Source organism: Streptomyces sp. NPDC043726 (genome assembly GCF_056436565.1).
This window is the reverse complement of record NZ_JBWKCI010000011.1, coordinates 329,204-344,459: the sequence shown is the minus strand read 5'-3', so window position 1 is coordinate 344,459 and position 15,256 is coordinate 329,204. Positions and strand designations below refer to the sequence as shown.

Here is a 15,256-nt window from a genome sequence, read left to right as displayed (position 1 = left end):
ATGACCTTCCTGATCGCGGTACCGACCGGTGTGAAGTTCTTCAACTGGATCGGCACCATGTGGAAGGGCTCGCTGTCCTTCGAGACACCGATGCTCTGGGCGACCGGCTTCCTCATCACCTTCACCTTCGGTGGTCTGACCGGTGTCATCCTGGCCTCGCCGCCGATGGACTTCCACGTCTCGGACTCGTACTTCGTCGTGGCGCACTTCCACTACGTGGTGTTCGGCACCGTGGTGTTCGCGATGTTCTCCGGCTTCCACTTCTGGTGGCCGAAGTTCACCGGCAAGATGCTCGACGAGCGGCTCGGCAAGATCACGTTCTGGACGCTGTTCATCGGCTTCCACGGCACCTTCCTGGTCCAGCACTGGCTGGGCGCGGAGGGCATGCCGCGGCGTTACGCGGACTACCTCGCGGCCGACGGCTTCACGGCCCTGAACACGGTCTCGACGATCAGCTCCTTCGTCCTCGGTCTGTCGATCCTGCCGTTCTTCTACAACGTGTGGAAGACCGCCAAGTACGGCAAGAAGATCGAGGTCGACGACCCGTGGGGCTACGGCCGTTCGCTCGAGTGGGCGACGTCCTGCCCGCCGCCGCGGCACAACTTCCTCACCCTGCCGCGGATCCGCAGCGAATCCCCGGCGTTCGACCTGCACCACCCTGAGATCGCCGCTCTCGACCAGCTCGAGAACGCCCCTCACGGTGACAAGGCCCTGGCTGGTGGCAAGGAGGCCGGCAAGTGAAGATCCAAGGCAGGATGTTCATCTGGCTGAGCGTCTTCGTCCTCGCCATGGCGGTCGTCTACGGCGTGTGGTCGAAGGAGCCGGCCGGTACGACGGCCCTCTTCCTGGCGTTCGGCCTGTGCATCATGATCGGCTTCTACCTGGGCTTCACGGCCCGCCGGGTGGACGCGGGCGCACAGGACAACAAGAACGCGGACGTGGCCGACGACGCCGGCGAGGTCGGGTTCTTCAGCCCGCACAGCTGGCAGCCGCTCGCGCTGGCCGTCGGTGGCGCGCTCGCGTTCCTCTCGGTCGCCATCGGCTGGTGGCTGATGTACTTCTCGGCCCCGCTGATCCTGGTCGGCATCTGGGGCTGGGTCTTCGAGTACTACCGCGGTGAGAACCGCACCCAGTAACACGCGCCGAGCGCGAAAGAGCCCGGACACTCCGTCAGGAGGGTCCGGGCTCCTCCTTTTGCCACGCGGGATGTCCCTCGTAAGAGTTACTCGGCGCGCCGCCCTTGACGAGGCTCCCTAGCGTCGTCCTCATGAACAGAACTCCGCGCACCCGCACCGTCGTCGGATGCACGCTGCTGGTGATCGCGCTCGGCGCGAGCGGCACGGCATGCGGCGGAGACGGCAACCCGCTGTCCGCCGCGCCGTACGACGCGGCGGACCAGATCGCCTTCAACGGCCCCACGAAGGAAGGGAAGAAGGCCGACCCGGACAAGCCCCTGGAGATCACCGCCGAGGGCTCGGACGGGCGTATCACGGACGTCACGGCCGTGGACGCCACAGGACGCTACGTGAGCGGCGAACTCTCCGCCGACGGCAGCCGTTGGCACAGCACCTCCCCGCTGGCCGCCAACGCCCGCTACACGGTCCGTGTGTCCACCGAGGACGAGGACGGCGCCCCCGGCCGCCGGGTCCTGACCTTCGACACCGGCAAGCCGCTCAGCAAGAAGCGCCTGGACGTCACCTTCGGCCCCAAGGCGGGCACGTACGGCGTCGGCCAGCCCATCATCGCCGAACTGAGCAAGCCGGTCAGGGACGAGGCCCAGCGGGCCGTCGTCGAGCGCGCCCTGAAGGTCGAGTCCACGCCCGCCGTGGACGGTGCCTGGCACTGGGTGGACGACAAGAAGCTCCACTACCGCCCCAAGGAGTACTGGCCCACCCACGCCACCGTGCGGGCCCGCAGCAACCTGGACGGCATCAAGATCAGTGACCGGCTGTGGGGCGGCAGGGCCAAGCCGCTCAGGATCACCACGGGGGACGAGGTCATCGCCGTGACGGACGCCTCGTCCCACCGGATGACCGTCTACAAGAACGGCGAGGAGATCAAATCCATGCCGGTCACCACCGGCAAGCCCGGCTTCGACACGCGCAACGGCGTCAAGGTCGTACTGGCCAAGGAGTACTTCGTACGGATGCGCGGAACCAGCATCGGGATCGCGGAGGGTTCGGCGGAGTCGTACGACCTGCCCGTCTACTACGCGACCCGGGTCACCTGGAGCGGCGAGTACGTGCACGCCGCCCCCTGGTCCGTGGGCTCCCAGGGCTCCGCCAACGTCAGCCACGGCTGCACCGGCATGAGCACCGGCAACGCCGCCTGGTTCTTCGAGAACGTCCGCGAGGGCGACCTCGTCAAGGTGATCAACTCGAACGGCCACACGATGGAGCCGTTCGGCAACGGCTTCGGCGACTGGAACCTCGACTGGCAGAAGTGGCGCAAGGGCAGCGCCCTGGTGGGCGGCACGCCGGAGAGCCCCCGCCCGGAGGAGAGGGCCCGGCTACGTCCGCAGAGCGTCTGACGTACGCCCTGTCAGGCGCTCTGCAGCCGCTGGGTGCGCAGCAGGGAGGCCAGCGCGGCGGCGAACTCCACCGGGTCCACCGGCAGCGTCACCGCCGCCTCGGCGCGGCTCCAGGTGGCCAGCCAGGCGTCCTGCGGCCGACCGATCAGCAGCAGTACGGGCGGGCAGTTGAAGACCTCGTCCTTGATCTGACGGCACATCCCCATGCCGCCCATGGGCACGGCCTCGCCGTCCAGCACACAGACGTCGATCCCGCCCTTGTCCAGCTCCTTGAGCACGGCGGCGGGGGTCGCGCACTCCACGAACTCCACCAAGGGGACGTCCTGGGCCGGCCGTCGGCCGGTGGCGAGCCGTACCTGTTCGCGGGTGTTGGAATCGTCGCTGTAGACCAGCACCGTGGCGGTCGGCTGCATTGTTCCTCCGTGACGTCAGCGTCGTAAGGACAGGCCCGTTGGGGCGGATGCTACTCCCTTGAACACCACGTCAACACCGGTATGGAGCAGGGAGACACTCCGAACGGCACCCCCCGGAGTGAGGGCGGGATAAGCGACCGACATAATGTCGGTCGTGGCGACAGCAACGACAGTAGAAACCGGGCACGCGCACCCGTCGGTCAACCGGCCGAACCTCACCAGCGTCGGAACCATCATCTGGCTGAGTTCCGAGCTGATGTTCTTCGCGGCCCTCTTCGCGATGTACTTCACCCTGCGATCGGTGACCGGTCCCGAGTTCTGGAAGGAGAAGGCAGACTTCCTGAACTTCCCCTTCTCGGCGACCAACACCACGATCCTGGTGCTCTCCTCCCTCACCTGCCAGCTCGGCGTGTTCGCCGCCGAGCGCGGTGACGTGAAGAAGCTCCGGATGTGGTTCCAGATCACCTTCGTGATGGGTGCGATCTTCATCGGCGGCCAGGTCTACGAGTACACCGAGCTGGTGAAGAAGGACGGGCTCTCGCTCTCCTCCGACCCGTACGGCTCGGTGTTCTACCTGACCACCGGCTTCCACGGCCTGCACGTGACGGGAGGCCTCATCGCCTTCCTGCTGGTCCTCGGCCGTACCTACGCGGCCAAGAGATTCACTCACGAGCAGGCGACCGCCGCCATCGTCGTGTCCTACTACTGGCACTTCGTCGATGTCGTCTGGATCGGCCTCTTCGCCACGATCTACATGATCAAGTAGCCGGGCCCGTTCCCGCGCGCTGCAAGCAACGAGCAAGCAAGCGCACATCCCAGAAGCATCGACGCAGAAGATCCTGACACCGGGGTAATCCGTGAAAAAGCTCTCCGCACGACGACGCCATCCGCTGGCGGCGGTCGTCGTCCTACTCCTCGCGCTGGCGGCCACTGGGGGGCTGTACGCCTTTGTCGCGCCCACGGGCAAGGCGCAGGCAGAGGAAACCGCCCAGTCTCTCGCCATCGACGAGGGTAAGAAGCTCTACGCCGTCGGCTGCGCCAGCTGCCACGGAACCGGCGGTCAGGGCACCTCCGACGGTCCGAGCCTCGTGGGCGTCGGCGCCGCGGCCGTGGACTTCCAGGTCGGCACCGGCCGCATGCCGGCCGCGACCTCGCAGATGGCCCAGGCGCCGAAGAAGAAGGTCGTCTACTCGCAGGCCGAGATCGACCAGCTCGCGGCGTACATCGCCTCGCTGGGCGCCGGTCCGAACATCCCGACCGAGGCGGAGTACGGCCCCGAGGGCGCCGACATCGCCAAGGGTGGCGAGCTGTTCCGCACCAACTGCGCGCAGTGCCACAACTTCACCGGCAAGGGTGGTGCGCTGACCCACGGCAAGTACGCGCCGTCCCTCGAGGGCGTGAGCCCGAAGCACATCTACGAGGCCATGCAGACCGGCCCGCAGAACATGCCCTCTTTCCCCGACACCACGCTGTCGTCGCAGAACAAGAAGGACATCATCGCCTACCTTGACGCGGTCAACGGCGATGACACCGAGAGCCCCGGTGGTCTTGAGCTGGGCGGACTCGGTCCGGTCAGCGAGGGCCTGTTCGCCTGGGTCTTCGGACTCGGCGCGATGATCGCGGTCGCCGTCTGGGTCGCCGCTCGGACCGCAAAGGCCAAGAAGTCATGAGTAGCAAAGACATTCCAGAAGAGAACCTGCCCGCAGAGCAGGACGCACACGGCGCGGTGGGCGTCGCGGACGAGAAAGACCCGTTCGCGGACCCCGGCCTGCCGCCCCACGAGCACCGGATCCAGGACATCGACGAGCGGGCCGCCAGGCGGTCCGAGCGCGCGGTGGCCATGCTGTTCACGGTGTCGATGCTGGCGACCGTCGGCTTCATCGCCTCCTACGTGGCGATCCCCGTCGACAAGTCGGTCTTCATCTTCCCGCTGGGCCACATCAGCGCGCTGAACTTCGCGCTGGGCATGACGATGGGCGTCTCGCTGTTCTGCATCGGCGCGGGCGCGGTCCACTGGGCCCGCACGCTGATGTCGGACGTCGAGGTCGCCGAGGAGCGGCACGCCGTCGCCTCGCCGCCGGAGGTCAAGGCCAAGGTCCTGGCCGACTTCGCGGACGGCGCCAGGGAGTCCGCGATCGGCCGTCGCAAGCTGATCCGGAACACGATGTTCGGTGCGCTGGCCCTGTTCCCGCTCTCCGGCGTCGTCCTCCTGCGTGACCTCGGCCCGCTGCCCGGGACCAAGCTCCGCCACACCCTGTGGTCCAAGGGCAAGCTGCTCGTCAACATGAACACCAACGAGCCGCTGCGTCCTTCGGACGTGGTGGTCGGCTCCCTCACCTTCTGCAAGCCGGAGGGCCTGGAGGAGCACGACCACGACTTCCAGAAGGAGATCGCCAAGGCGGCCCTGATGATCGTCCGTATCCAGCCGGACAACATCAAGGACAAGCGCGAGCTCGAGTGGTCGCACGAGGGCATCGTGGCGTACTCGAAGATCTGCACCCACGTCGGTTGCCCGATCTCCCTGTACGAGCAGCAGACGCACCACGCGCTGTGCCCCTGCCACCAGTCCACCTTCGACCTCTCCGACGGCGCCCGAGTGATCTTCGGCCCCGCCGGGCACGCCCTGCCGCAGCTGCGCATCGGCGTGAACGACGAGGGCTATCTCGAAGCGCTCGGCGACTTCGATGAGCCCGTCGGTCCTGCATTCTGGGAGCGCGGATGAGCACTACCGAGACCACCGAGTCCCGCGCACGCGGGAAAGCCCCGGCCGGCGAGCGAGTCGCCGACTGGGCCGACGGCCGACTGGGCATCTACGGCCTGGCCAAGGCCAACATGCGCAAGATCTTCCCCGACCACTGGTCGTTCATGCTGGGTGAGGTCTGCCTCTACAGCTTCATCATCATCATCCTCACGGGTGTGTACCTGACGCTGTTCTTCCACCCGTCGATGAACGAGGTGGAGTACCACGGCAGTTACGTCCCGCTGCAGGGTCAGCTGATGTCGGAGGCGTTCAGCTCCACGCTGCACATCTCCTTCGACGTCCGCGGTGGTCTGCTCATCCGGCAGATCCACCACTGGGCGGCGCTGATCTTCCTCGCCGGCATGTTCGTGCACATGATGCGCGTGTTCTTCACGGGCGCGTTCCGCAAGCCGCGCGAGATCAACTGGGTCTTCGGCTTCCTGCTGTTCGTCCTCGGCATGTTCACCGGCTTCACCGGTTACTCGCTCCCGGACGACCTGCTCTCCGGCACCGGTGTGCGCTTCATGGAGGGCGCCATCCTGTCCGTGCCGATCGTCGGCACGTACCTGGCGTTCTTCCTCTTCGGCGGGGAGTTCCCGGGCGGCGACTTCGTGGCCCGCTTCTACTCGGTCCACATCCTGCTGCTGCCGGGCATCATGCTCGGTCTGGTGGTCGGCCACCTGATCCTGGTCGTCTACCACAAGCACACGCAGTACGCGGGTCCGGGCAAGACGAACAAGAACGTCGTCGGCATGCCGCTGCTGCCGGTCTACATGGCCAAGGCCGGAGGCTTCTTCTTCCTGGTCTTCGGTGTCATCGCGGCCATCTCGGCGATCGCCACGATCAACCCGATCTGGGCGCTGGGCCCCTACCGTCCGGACCAGGTGTCCACCGGCGCGCAGCCCGACTGGTACATGGGCTTCTCCGAGGGCCTGATCCGTGTCATGCCGGGCTGGGAGATCAACTTCTGGGGTCACACGCTCGTCCTGGGTGTGTTCATCCCGCTGGTGATCTTCCCGCTGGTCCTGGTCGCGATCGCGGTCTACCCGTTCATCGAGTCCTGGGTCACCGGCGACAAGCGCGAGCACCACATCCTGGACCGCCCGCGCAACGCGCCGACCCGTACGGCCTTCGGTGTCGCCTGGATCACCTGGTACATGGTCCTGCTGATCGGTGGTGGAAACGACCTCTGGGCCACCCACTTCCACCTGTCGATCAACGCCATCACCTGGTTCGTCCGCATCGGGTTCTTCGTCGCCCCGGTCCTGGCCTTCGTCATCACCAAGCGGATCTGCCTCGGCCTCCAGCGCCGGGACAAGGACAAGGTGCTGCACGGCCGCGAGTCGGGCATCATCAAGCGCCTGCCGCACGGTGAGTTCATCGAGGTGCACGAGCCGCTCAGCCAGGACGTGCTGCACACCCTCACCGCGCACGAGCAGTACCAGCCGGCCGAGCTCGGCCCGGTGGTCGACGAGAACGGCGTCGAGCGCAAGGTGAAGGGCACCGAGAAGCTGCGCGTCAAGCTCAGCAAGGCGTACTACGGCGAGGAGTCCCAGATTCCGAAGCCGACCGTCGAGGAGTACAAGGAGATCACGAGCGGCCACGGCCACCACTGATCGCTGCGCACGCCACGCCAGCCGAAGGGCCCCGTCCGGTGTTCGGACGGGGCCCTTCGCCGTGCCCCGGGCTGGATAGGGTGGGGAGCACACCGAGCCCACCCCCCATGGCGTCGGGGTGGACACCTTTCTACGACTCTCAGGAGCGGCCTTATGAGCGCTGTGACCCCCGCTGGAGGCGACATCGCGGCGGGCCGTTCCTGGCCCCTGTTGCTGAACGGCCTGCTGGAGGGGCGCGATCTCAGCGCCGACGACACGGCCTGGGCGATGGACCTGATCATGCGCGGGGAGGCGACCGACGCGCAGATCGCCGGGTTCGTGGTGGCCCTGCGGGCCAAGGGCGAGACGGTCGAGGAGATCACCGGTTTCGTCCGCACGATGTACGAGCACGCGAACGTGATCGAGGTGTCCGGCGACACCGTCGACATCGTCGGCACGGGCGGTGACGGCGCCAAGACCGTCAACATCTCCACGATGTCCGCGATCGTGGTGGCCGGCGCGGGCGCCAAGGTCGTCAAGCACGGCAACCGGGCCGCGTCCTCCGCCTCGGGCTCCTCCGACGTCCTGGAGAAGCTCGGGGTCAACCTGGAGCTGCCGGTGGCGCGGGTGCCGCAGGTGGTCGAGGAGGCCGGGATCACCTTCTGCTTCGCGGCGAAGTTCCACCCGGCGATGCGGCACGCGGGCGCGGCGCGCGGCCAGCTCGGGATCAGAACCGTCTTCAACGTCCTCGGCCCGCTCACCAACCCCGCCCGGGTACGGGCGCAGGCCGTCGGGGTCGCCGATCCGCGGATGGCGCCGATCGTGGCGGGCGTGTTCGCCGAGCGCGGCAACTCCTCGCTGGTGTTCCGCGGTGACGACGGCCTGGACGAGCTGACCACCACCTCGACCTCCCGGGTCTGGATCGTCCGCGACGGCAAGGTCACCGAGGAGGCCTTCGACCCCCGCGACGTCGGCATCGACCTCGTCCCGGTGGAGGCCCTGCGGGGCGCCGACGCGTCGTACAACGCGGACGTGGCCCTGCGCCTGCTGAACGGCGAGACCGGCCCCGTCCGGGACGCCGTACTCCTGAACTCGGCGGCGGCGCTGGTGGCCCTGCACCTCACCGAGGCCCCGCTGACGGAGCAGATCCGGGCCGGCATGGCGAAGGCTGCGGAGTCGATCGACTCGGGCGCGGCCAAGCGGACGCTGGAGCGGTGGGTGGCCGCCAGCAACAGCTGACGGCGCCGCACGGATGTCCCGCGATCCGGACACGGGTTGCGGGACATCGATCATTTCGCGTACGTTCCCGTACCAGGTCATGAGTGACAGTCATGAGGCCCCGGCCGACTGTCCGGCAACCCTCCGTCCGTGGCGGGGTGCCCCGGGTGAAGACCAGGCCGTAGGCAGCGAGGTCTACGGCAAGCGCGGACCCCTCTCGACACCAGGGGTCCTGGTCATTCGAGGGAGTCTCCCGTGAGCAAGCGAATGCGATAGGGCCGCCGAGCCCCGCCTCCGCGCACCCTTCTTCTCCTTTCCTCGTACGCCTTCACGGGAGCCCCGTCATGTCTGTCCCCACCGCTGTCTCCGCCCAGGCCGTTTGTTCCCCCCTGCCCGTTCTGGGCCGTGATGTCACCGTCCCGCTGGTCACCGGCGGCGAGGTCACCTACGCCGCGCTCGACTACGCCGCCAGCGCCCCCGCGCTGCAGCGCGTGTGGGACGACGTGGCCGCCTACGCGCCGTACTACGGCAGCGTGCACCGGGGCGCCGGGTACCTCTCGCAGCTGTCCACGGACCTCTTCGAGAACGCCCGCGAGACCGTCGCCGAGTTCCTGGACTGCCGCGCCGACGACCAGCTGATCTTCACCCGGTCCACCACGGACTCGCTGAACCTGCTCGCCGCCGCGCTGCCCGCCGACTGCCAGGTCTTCGTCTTCGAGACCGAGCACCACGCCTCGCTGCTGCCCTGGCGGGACGCCCGCGTCACCTGCCTCAACGCCCCGCGCACCCCGCGCCAGGCCGTCGAGACCCTGGAGCGCGCCCTCGCCGACCGCGACCCTCAGGGCCCCGCCCTGGTCTGTGTCACCGGCGCCTCGAACGTCACCGGTGAGCTGTGGCCGGTGCGGGAGCTGGCCGCCGCCGCCCACGCGCACGGCGCCCGGATCGTCCTCGACGCCGCCCAACTCGCCCCGCACCACCCGGTCTCCGTGCGCGACCTCGACGTGGACTGGGTCGCCTTCTCCGGCCACAAGCTCTACGCGCCCTTCGGCTCCGGCGTCCTCGCCGGCCGCGCCGACTGGCTGCGGGCCGCCGAGCCGTACCTCGCGGGCGGTGGCGCCAGCCGCAAGGTCGCCCGGCGCGCGGACGGGGGAGTGGACGTGGAGTGGCACGACAGCGCGGCGCGGCACGAGGCCGGGTCGCCGAACGTCATCGGCGCCTACTCCATCGCGTCGGCCTGCAAGGCCCTCACGGAGGCCGGGTTCGACACCCTCGTGGCCCGTGAGCAGTACCTGATCGAGAAGGTCCGCGCGGGCCTGGCCGAGGTCCCCGAGGTCCGCGTCCTCTCCCTGTTCGGCGACGACGCCCCCCGCGTCGGCGTCATCTCCTTCGTCGTCGACGGCTGGAACAGCTCCCACTTCGCCGCCGCCCTCTCCGCCGAGTACGGCATCGGAGTGCGCGACGGACTGTTCTGCGCCCACCCCCTGGTCCGCACCCTGCTCGGCAGCGACCCGCAGACCCAGGGCGAGTGCGGCGCCCCCGAGGCGGCGCCCGGCGAGAAGTCCCTGAACGCGATCCGGGTGAGCTTCGGCGCGGGCACGCCGGACGAGCACGTGGAGCGGTTCGTGACCGCGGTGCGCGAACTGGTCCGGGACGGGGCGAAGTGGAACTACCGCACGCAGGACGGGCGTTGCGTCCCCGCGGTGTGATCGTCTGACGTACGCTCCCCCTGGGGATCAGGTGGGGGAGGCACGGGGTGCAGACGCTGCGGGGGACGGATCCTCGGCGGATCGGGCCGTACGAGGTGCTCGGGCGGCTCGGCGCCGGGGGAATGGGCGAGGTGTATCTCGCCGAGGGGCGCGGTGGGCTGCGGCTGGCCGTCAAGGTGGTGCGGCCCGAGCACGCCGGGGACCGCACCTTCCGCGCCCGGTTCCGCCAGGAGCTGCGGGCCGCGCGCGAGGTCGGCGGGGACGGCACGTACACCGCCCGGGTGGTCGACGCCGACCCCGATGGCGAACCGCCCTGGATGGCCACCGAGTTCGTCGAGGGCCCGACCCTCGCCCACGCCGTGCACGACGAGGGCCCGCTGCCCGGTCCCGCCGTACGGATCCTCGCGGCGGCCCTCGGCCGGGCGCTGGCGGCGATCCACGCCCGGGACCTGGTCCACCGGGATCTCAAGCCCTCCAACATCCTGCTCGCGGCGGACGGTCCGCGGGTCATCGACTTCGGGATCGTCCGGGCGCTGGAGGCGACCGCGCTGACCAACCCCGGCTCGATCGTCGGCACGGTCGGCTACGTCTCCCCGGAGCAGATCCGCAACAGCACCGACGTGGGCCCGCCGAGCGATGTGTTCGCGCTCGGCGCGGTCCTCGCCCACGCCTCCGGGGGCCGCCGGCCCTACGGCGAGGGGCATGACTCGGTGATCCTGCTGCGCATCCTGAACGGCGACCACGATCTGTCCCGGGTGCCCGCGGAGTTCCGCCCGCTGGTGGAGTCCTGTCTGCGCCCGGACCCGGCCGAGCGGCCCCGGCCGGAGGCCGTCACGGCGGCGGTGGGCCACACCGACGCGTCCCTGCGGGCCGCGGTCCGGCCGGGCTGGTTCCAGGGCAGTGCCCGGTGGGTGCCCGGAGAGGACGGGGAGCGGGCGAGCGGCGTCGAGTACGTGGCGCCCGCGACGGCGGAGGGCGCGGTCGCGACGCCCGCCCCTGCCCCCGCCCCGGAGCCGGTACCCGTCCCGCCGTCCCGGCGGCGGGTCCTGCGGGCCGTGACCGGCGGAGCGGCCGCGGTGGCCGTCGCCGGAGGCGTGGGCGGCTGGTGGTGGCTGCGGGAGGAGCCGGGCGGCGGGAAGAAGCAGAAGGCGCCCACCGCGTCGGCCACGGGCAAGCCCGCCGTGCGCTGGCAGTTCTCGATGGACCAGGTCATGACCCCGCGGCTCGGCGCGCTCTCGCCCAAGGGGGACGTCCTGTACGTCGCGTCCTCCACCGACGACCTCTTCGCGCTCTCCGCCGCCGGCGAGGACCTCTGGAAGACCGTGCTTCCGGGAGCCGGTCTCGATCCCCTCGCGACCGCGGACGGCGTCTGCTGCACGGTGGTCGAGGGCGACAGCGCGGACGGCTCCCAGCGGCATCGGCTGTACCGCTACGACACGGCGGGCAAGCGCCGCTGGAGCCGGGATCTCGGACCGGAGGGCACCGCACCCGTGCTCGCGGGGGACACGGTCGTGGTGGGCACCGGGGACGAGGAGATCGGGGAGCTGCGGGCCTACGCGGCGGACGGGAGCATGCCCTGGCAGCGCGGCCTCGAGGGCGCTCTCACCGAGGCACCGCTGGTGCACGGCGGGGTGCTCTACGCGGGCACCCGGACCGGCTGGCTGGTCGCCTTGTCCGCCAAGGACGGCACGGAGCTGTGGAAGGCCGAGGTGGGCACCGAGCTCCGGCGGCCCGTGGTGGTGGGGGGCCGGGCCCTGGCCGCCGCCTCCGCGGGCGAGTGGACCTGGCACGGCTACACCCTCGACGGGGAGCGGCTGTGGCGGACCAAGGAGGTCGACGGTGAGTGGGACGCGCCGGTCACCGCGGCCGGCTCGCTGGCGCTCGTCACGGAGAACCAGGTCCTGAAGGCGTTCACGGCGGACGGGGGGCCCGCCTGGACGTACCGGGCCGAGGGCGACGACCTGACGGAACCGGCGGTCCTGGCCGACCGGATCCTCCTCCAGACCCCCACGGAGATCCACGCCCTGAACCTCAGGGGCGAGCGGGTCTGGCGCTTCCCGCTCGAGGCCGGCTACCCGGTCTCGGCCCCCCTGATCCGCGGCAACCGCCTCTACGTCACCTCCGAGGCGGGCGTGGCGGCCGTCGACCTGACGTCCTAGGGCCGGTCCTAGCCGTCCAGGCCGATCGCGAACGCGGCCTCCAGGTCGTGCTGGGAGTACGTCCGGAACGCCACGTGGGTGTCGGTGCCCTCGACGCCCGGGATCTTGCTGATGCGGCCGGGGATGACCTCGGCGAGGTCCTCGTGCTCCTTGACCCGGACCATCGCGATCAGGTCGTAGGTCCCGGTGACGGAGAAGACCTCGCTGACGCTGTCCAGCGAAGCGATCTGCTCCGCGATCTCGGGGATCCGGTCCACGCTGGTCTTGATGAGGACGATCGCGGTGATCACGGCTGGTTCTCTCCCTCGGGGGCCGGCGTCGCTGGGGTGGGCTTCACTCTAGTCGTACGGCCGAACCGCACCCACGCGAAGCCGCAGCCCAGCCCGAAGCCCACCAGATGGGCCAGATACGCCACCCCGGGCCCGCTGTCCGCCTGCCCCGCCGCCAGCCACTGCAGGGTCGCCCAGAACGGCAGCACCACCCAGGCCGGGAAGCGCAGCGGCAGGAAGAACAGGAAGGGCAGCAGGCTGGTCACCCGGGCCCGTGGGAACAGGGCCAGGAAGGCGCCGAGGACCGCCGAGATCGCGCCGGAGGCCCCGACCAGGGACTGCTCGGAGTCGGAGTTGGCGGCCGCGTAGCCGAGCAGGGCGAGATAGCCGCAGCCCAGGTAGAAGAGCGTGAACTGGAGGCGGCCCATGCGTTCCTCGGTCATGACGCCGAAGACGTAGAGGAAGAGCATGTTGCCCAGCAGATGCACCCAGCTGCCGTGCACGAACAGGGCGGTGGCCGGGGTGAGCGCGGCGCGCGCGGAGCCCTCGAACAGCACCGCCGGGACCACACCCCAACGGCGGAAATACGCCCTCTGCGCCGCGATGAGCTCGTCCCCGGTGCCGTAGCCGGGGTTCAGCCCGGAAGCGGGGCCGATCAGGAAGATCAGCGTGCACAGGCCGATCAGGGCATATGTCACCGGCGCGGAGGGCATCCGGAGGGCTCTGACGACCGTGCTGTTCCAGTTGCTGATCATGAACACAGAGCATGACGTAAGGGGGCGTACAGGAACAGACTGCCTCGCCGCGACGGACGGCCGAGCGGTGGGTACCCGCCAGGCCGTAGGGTTACGAGCCACACGCACCGGGGATGCCGGTGAGTCACCGACACTGGAAGGAAAGAACGGTCGCGATGACGGTTCCCCTGCCGACCGCCACCACGCGGTGGCGCTGCACTCTCTGCGGCAACCTCACCCGGTTCGACGTGACCCGCTCGTCGAAGGTCGTGGAGTACGTCCACCTCGACCTCGCCGGTGAGCCCACGGTCGAGGAGCGCGAGGTGGTCAGTGAGACGATCGAGTCGGTGCGCTGCCGCTGGTGCAACGCCGTGGATCAGGTGGAACTCGTGGACAGGCCGGGCGCCGGCTCCTGAGCGGAGCGGGACCCGCCGGGGCGATCCCCTCAGCCAGGGGGATCCCGCACAGGCATTGGGGTGAAGACGGATGGTGGAGACCACAGGCGGGGGGCCGGGCGACGGCGCCGCCGAGGTGCTCGACCGTCCGCTGCCCGACGGAGTGCGCAGACGCGTCGTGCAGATCGTCTCGGACGGGTTCGGCGGGCTGACCGTCGGTGAACTGCCCGCCCAGCTCAGGCAGTACGCCCGCTTCGCCCCGAACCGGCGGGCCAAGTTCGCGGGCAACGCGATGGCCGCCGCGCTGGAGACCGATCCGCTGTTCCGCCAGCGGATCGGGGAGAAGCTGAGAGAGGCCCAGCCGGAACTGGCCGGCGCCCTCGACTCCGGCTCGCCGCCCCCGGCCGCGGATCCGCTCGATGTGGCGGCCGCGGCCTATGTGATGCGGCCCACGGGCTGGGTGAAGCTCGTGACCGCGGCCGGCGAGGAGGCCCAGCGGGCCGACGCCGAGCGCGCCGACGAGGAGAGCCGGGCCGAGCTGGAGCGGGTGCGCGGCGAACTCGCCCAGGCCAGGGAGCAGATCCGGGCCGAGACCGAGCGGCTGCGCACCGAGCTGGACGCGGCCAAGAAGGAAGCCGAATCGCTTCACCGCAAGCTGCGCGCCGCCCTCAGCGACGTCAAGCGCGGGGAGGCCGCGCTGCGCAAGGCGCACGCTGAGATCGAGGCCGTACGGGCCGAGACGCACGGACAGGTGTCCGCCGCCGAGAGCGAGACCCGGCGGCTGAAGTCCCGGCTCGGGGAGGCGGAGGCCGCCCTGGAGGCCACCCGCAGGGCCGCGCGCGAGGGCCGCAGCGTGGAGGACATGCGGGTACGGCTGCTGCTGGACACCCTGCTCGACGCCACCCAGGGGCTGCGCCGGGAGCTGGCGCTGCCGCCGGTGTCGGTGCGTCCGGCCGAGACCGTGGACGCGGTCGAACCGGGACGTATGACACCGAAGGACATCGCCGCGCGGGCGCTGTCCGAGAACGACCCGGCGATTCTCGACCAGTTGCTGGCGCTGCCGCAGGCGCATCTGGTCGTCGACGGCTACAACGTCACCAAGACCGGCTATCCCCAGATGCCGCTGGAGAAGCAGCGGCTCAGGCTCCTCGGGCAGCTCTCCACGCTCGCCGCGCAGACCGGCGCCGAGGTGACCTGTGTCTTCGACGGGGCCGAGCTGGCCGCGCCGGTGCTGCTGGCGCCGCCGCGCGGGGTGCGGGTGCTGTTCTCCAAAGCCGGGGTCACCGCCGACGAGTTGATCCGTCAGCTGGTGCGCGCCGAGCCGCCGGGGCGTCCGGTCATCGTCGTCTCGACCGACCGCGAGGTGGCCGACGGGGTCGCCAGGGCGGGCGCCCGGCCCGTGGCATCTGCGGTGCTTCTGAAGCGACTGTCCTGAAGGTCAACCTCCGGTTGCAATGCCCGAATTGACGGAAGCGTCACGCAACGTAGCGTCAAGTG

15 protein-coding genes and 1 riboswitch are annotated in these 15,256 nt (G+C 69.9%); of the genes, 12 read left to right on the top strand and 3 right to left on the bottom strand.

Going from position 1 to position 15,256, the window contains the following annotated elements; translation table 11 throughout:
• The 3 genes from AC068Z_RS31045 to AC068Z_RS31035 form a co-directional block, all read left to right on the top strand.
• Positions 1 to 741, top strand: a 741-nt coding sequence (locus AC068Z_RS31045; RefSeq protein ID WP_478562972.1) for a cytochrome c oxidase subunit I, incomplete at its 5' end; no start/stop codon positions are given.
• Positions 738 to 1,136: a cytochrome c oxidase subunit 4 gene (locus tag AC068Z_RS31040; protein WP_478562970.1), complete on the top strand. Its 399-nt coding sequence runs from the start codon at positions 738 to 740 to the stop codon at positions 1,134 to 1,136. The genes AC068Z_RS31045 and AC068Z_RS31040, both read left to right, overlap by 4 nt.
• Positions 1,137 to 1,267: 131 nt before the next feature.
• Positions 1,268 to 2,530 carry a L,D-transpeptidase gene (locus AC068Z_RS31035; protein WP_478562967.1) on the top strand — a complete coding sequence of 421 codons (1,263 nt, stop codon included), beginning with the start codon at positions 1,268 to 1,270 and terminating at the stop codon, positions 2,528 to 2,530.
• A gap of 11 nt (positions 2,531 to 2,541) precedes the next feature.
• Here AC068Z_RS31035 and AC068Z_RS31030 read toward each other — a convergent pair whose 3' ends face one another.
• Positions 2,542 to 2,943, bottom strand: coding sequence for a response regulator (locus AC068Z_RS31030; protein ID WP_451731178.1), 402 nt, complete (start codon positions 2,941 to 2,943; stop codon positions 2,542 to 2,544).
• A gap of 145 nt (positions 2,944 to 3,088) precedes the next feature.
• On the opposite strand from AC068Z_RS31030, the gene ctaE reads away from it, so the two are divergent.
• The 7 genes from ctaE (at position 3,089) to AC068Z_RS30995 (ending at position 12,361) form a co-directional block, all read left to right on the top strand.
• Positions 3,089 to 3,709, top strand: coding sequence for an aa3-type cytochrome oxidase subunit III (ctaE, locus tag AC068Z_RS31025; RefSeq protein ID WP_269658852.1), 621 nt, complete (start codon positions 3,089 to 3,091; stop codon positions 3,707 to 3,709).
• A 91-nt stretch (positions 3,710 to 3,800) separates the two neighbouring features.
• Positions 3,801 to 4,613: a cytochrome bc1 complex diheme cytochrome c subunit gene (gene qcrC, locus AC068Z_RS31020; RefSeq protein ID WP_478562960.1), complete on the top strand. Its 813-nt coding sequence runs from the start codon at positions 3,801 to 3,803 to the stop codon at positions 4,611 to 4,613.
• Positions 4,610 to 5,665, top strand: a complete 1,056-nt coding sequence (gene qcrA, locus AC068Z_RS31015; protein WP_478562957.1) for a cytochrome bc1 complex Rieske iron-sulfur subunit — start codon at positions 4,610 to 4,612, stop codon at positions 5,663 to 5,665. The genes qcrC and qcrA overlap by 4 nt, the downstream gene beginning before the upstream one ends.
• Positions 5,662 to 7,299 carry a cytochrome bc1 complex cytochrome b subunit gene (gene qcrB, locus AC068Z_RS31010; protein WP_478562954.1) on the top strand — a complete coding sequence of 546 codons (1,638 nt, stop codon included), beginning with the start codon at positions 5,662 to 5,664 and terminating at the stop codon, positions 7,297 to 7,299. Before qcrA ends, qcrB begins: the two co-directional genes overlap by 4 nt.
• 153 nt (positions 7,300 to 7,452) lie before the next feature.
• Complete coding sequence (gene trpD / locus AC068Z_RS31005) at positions 7,453 to 8,517, top strand: anthranilate phosphoribosyltransferase (RefSeq protein ID WP_478562951.1); 1,065 nt, start codon at positions 7,453 to 7,455, stop codon at positions 8,515 to 8,517.
• 75 nt (positions 8,518 to 8,592) lie between these two features.
• Positions 8,593 to 8,709, top strand: a riboswitch (SAM riboswitch).
• Positions 8,710 to 8,840: 131 nt separating this feature from the next.
• Positions 8,841 to 10,202: an aminotransferase class V-fold PLP-dependent enzyme gene (locus tag AC068Z_RS31000; protein ID WP_478562948.1), complete on the top strand. Its 1,362-nt coding sequence runs from the start codon at positions 8,841 to 8,843 to the stop codon at positions 10,200 to 10,202.
• Between the two features lie 47 nt (positions 10,203 to 10,249).
• Positions 10,250 to 12,361 (top strand): protein kinase domain-containing protein, encoded by a 2,112-nt coding sequence (locus tag AC068Z_RS30995; protein ID WP_478562945.1) that lies wholly within the window; start codon positions 10,250 to 10,252, stop codon positions 12,359 to 12,361.
• An 8-nt stretch (positions 12,362 to 12,369) separates the two neighbouring features.
• Here AC068Z_RS30995 and AC068Z_RS30990 read toward each other — a convergent pair whose 3' ends face one another.
• Both AC068Z_RS30990 and AC068Z_RS30985 read right to left on the bottom strand, forming a co-directional pair.
• On the bottom strand, positions 12,370 to 12,651 hold the full coding sequence (locus AC068Z_RS30990) for an Lrp/AsnC family transcriptional regulator (protein ID WP_250070320.1): 282 nt from the start codon (positions 12,649 to 12,651) through the stop codon (positions 12,370 to 12,372).
• Positions 12,648 to 13,385 carry a rhomboid family intramembrane serine protease gene (locus tag AC068Z_RS30985; RefSeq protein ID WP_478562940.1) on the bottom strand — a complete coding sequence of 246 codons (738 nt, stop codon included), beginning with the start codon at positions 13,383 to 13,385 and terminating at the stop codon, positions 12,648 to 12,650. Before AC068Z_RS30985 ends, AC068Z_RS30990 begins: the two co-directional genes overlap by 4 nt.
• A 155-nt stretch (positions 13,386 to 13,540) precedes the next feature.
• Between AC068Z_RS30985 and AC068Z_RS30980 the strand changes: the two genes are divergently transcribed.
• Both AC068Z_RS30980 and AC068Z_RS30975 read left to right on the top strand, forming a co-directional pair.
• Complete coding sequence (locus tag AC068Z_RS30980; RefSeq protein ID WP_014672226.1) at positions 13,541 to 13,780, top strand: hypothetical protein; 240 nt, start codon at positions 13,541 to 13,543, stop codon at positions 13,778 to 13,780.
• A gap of 70 nt (positions 13,781 to 13,850) precedes the next feature.
• Positions 13,851 to 15,194 carry an NYN domain-containing protein gene (locus AC068Z_RS30975; RefSeq protein WP_478562929.1) on the top strand — a complete coding sequence of 448 codons (1,344 nt, stop codon included), beginning with the start codon at positions 13,851 to 13,853 and terminating at the stop codon, positions 15,192 to 15,194.
• The last annotated feature ends 62 nt before the right edge of the window (positions 15,195 to 15,256 follow it).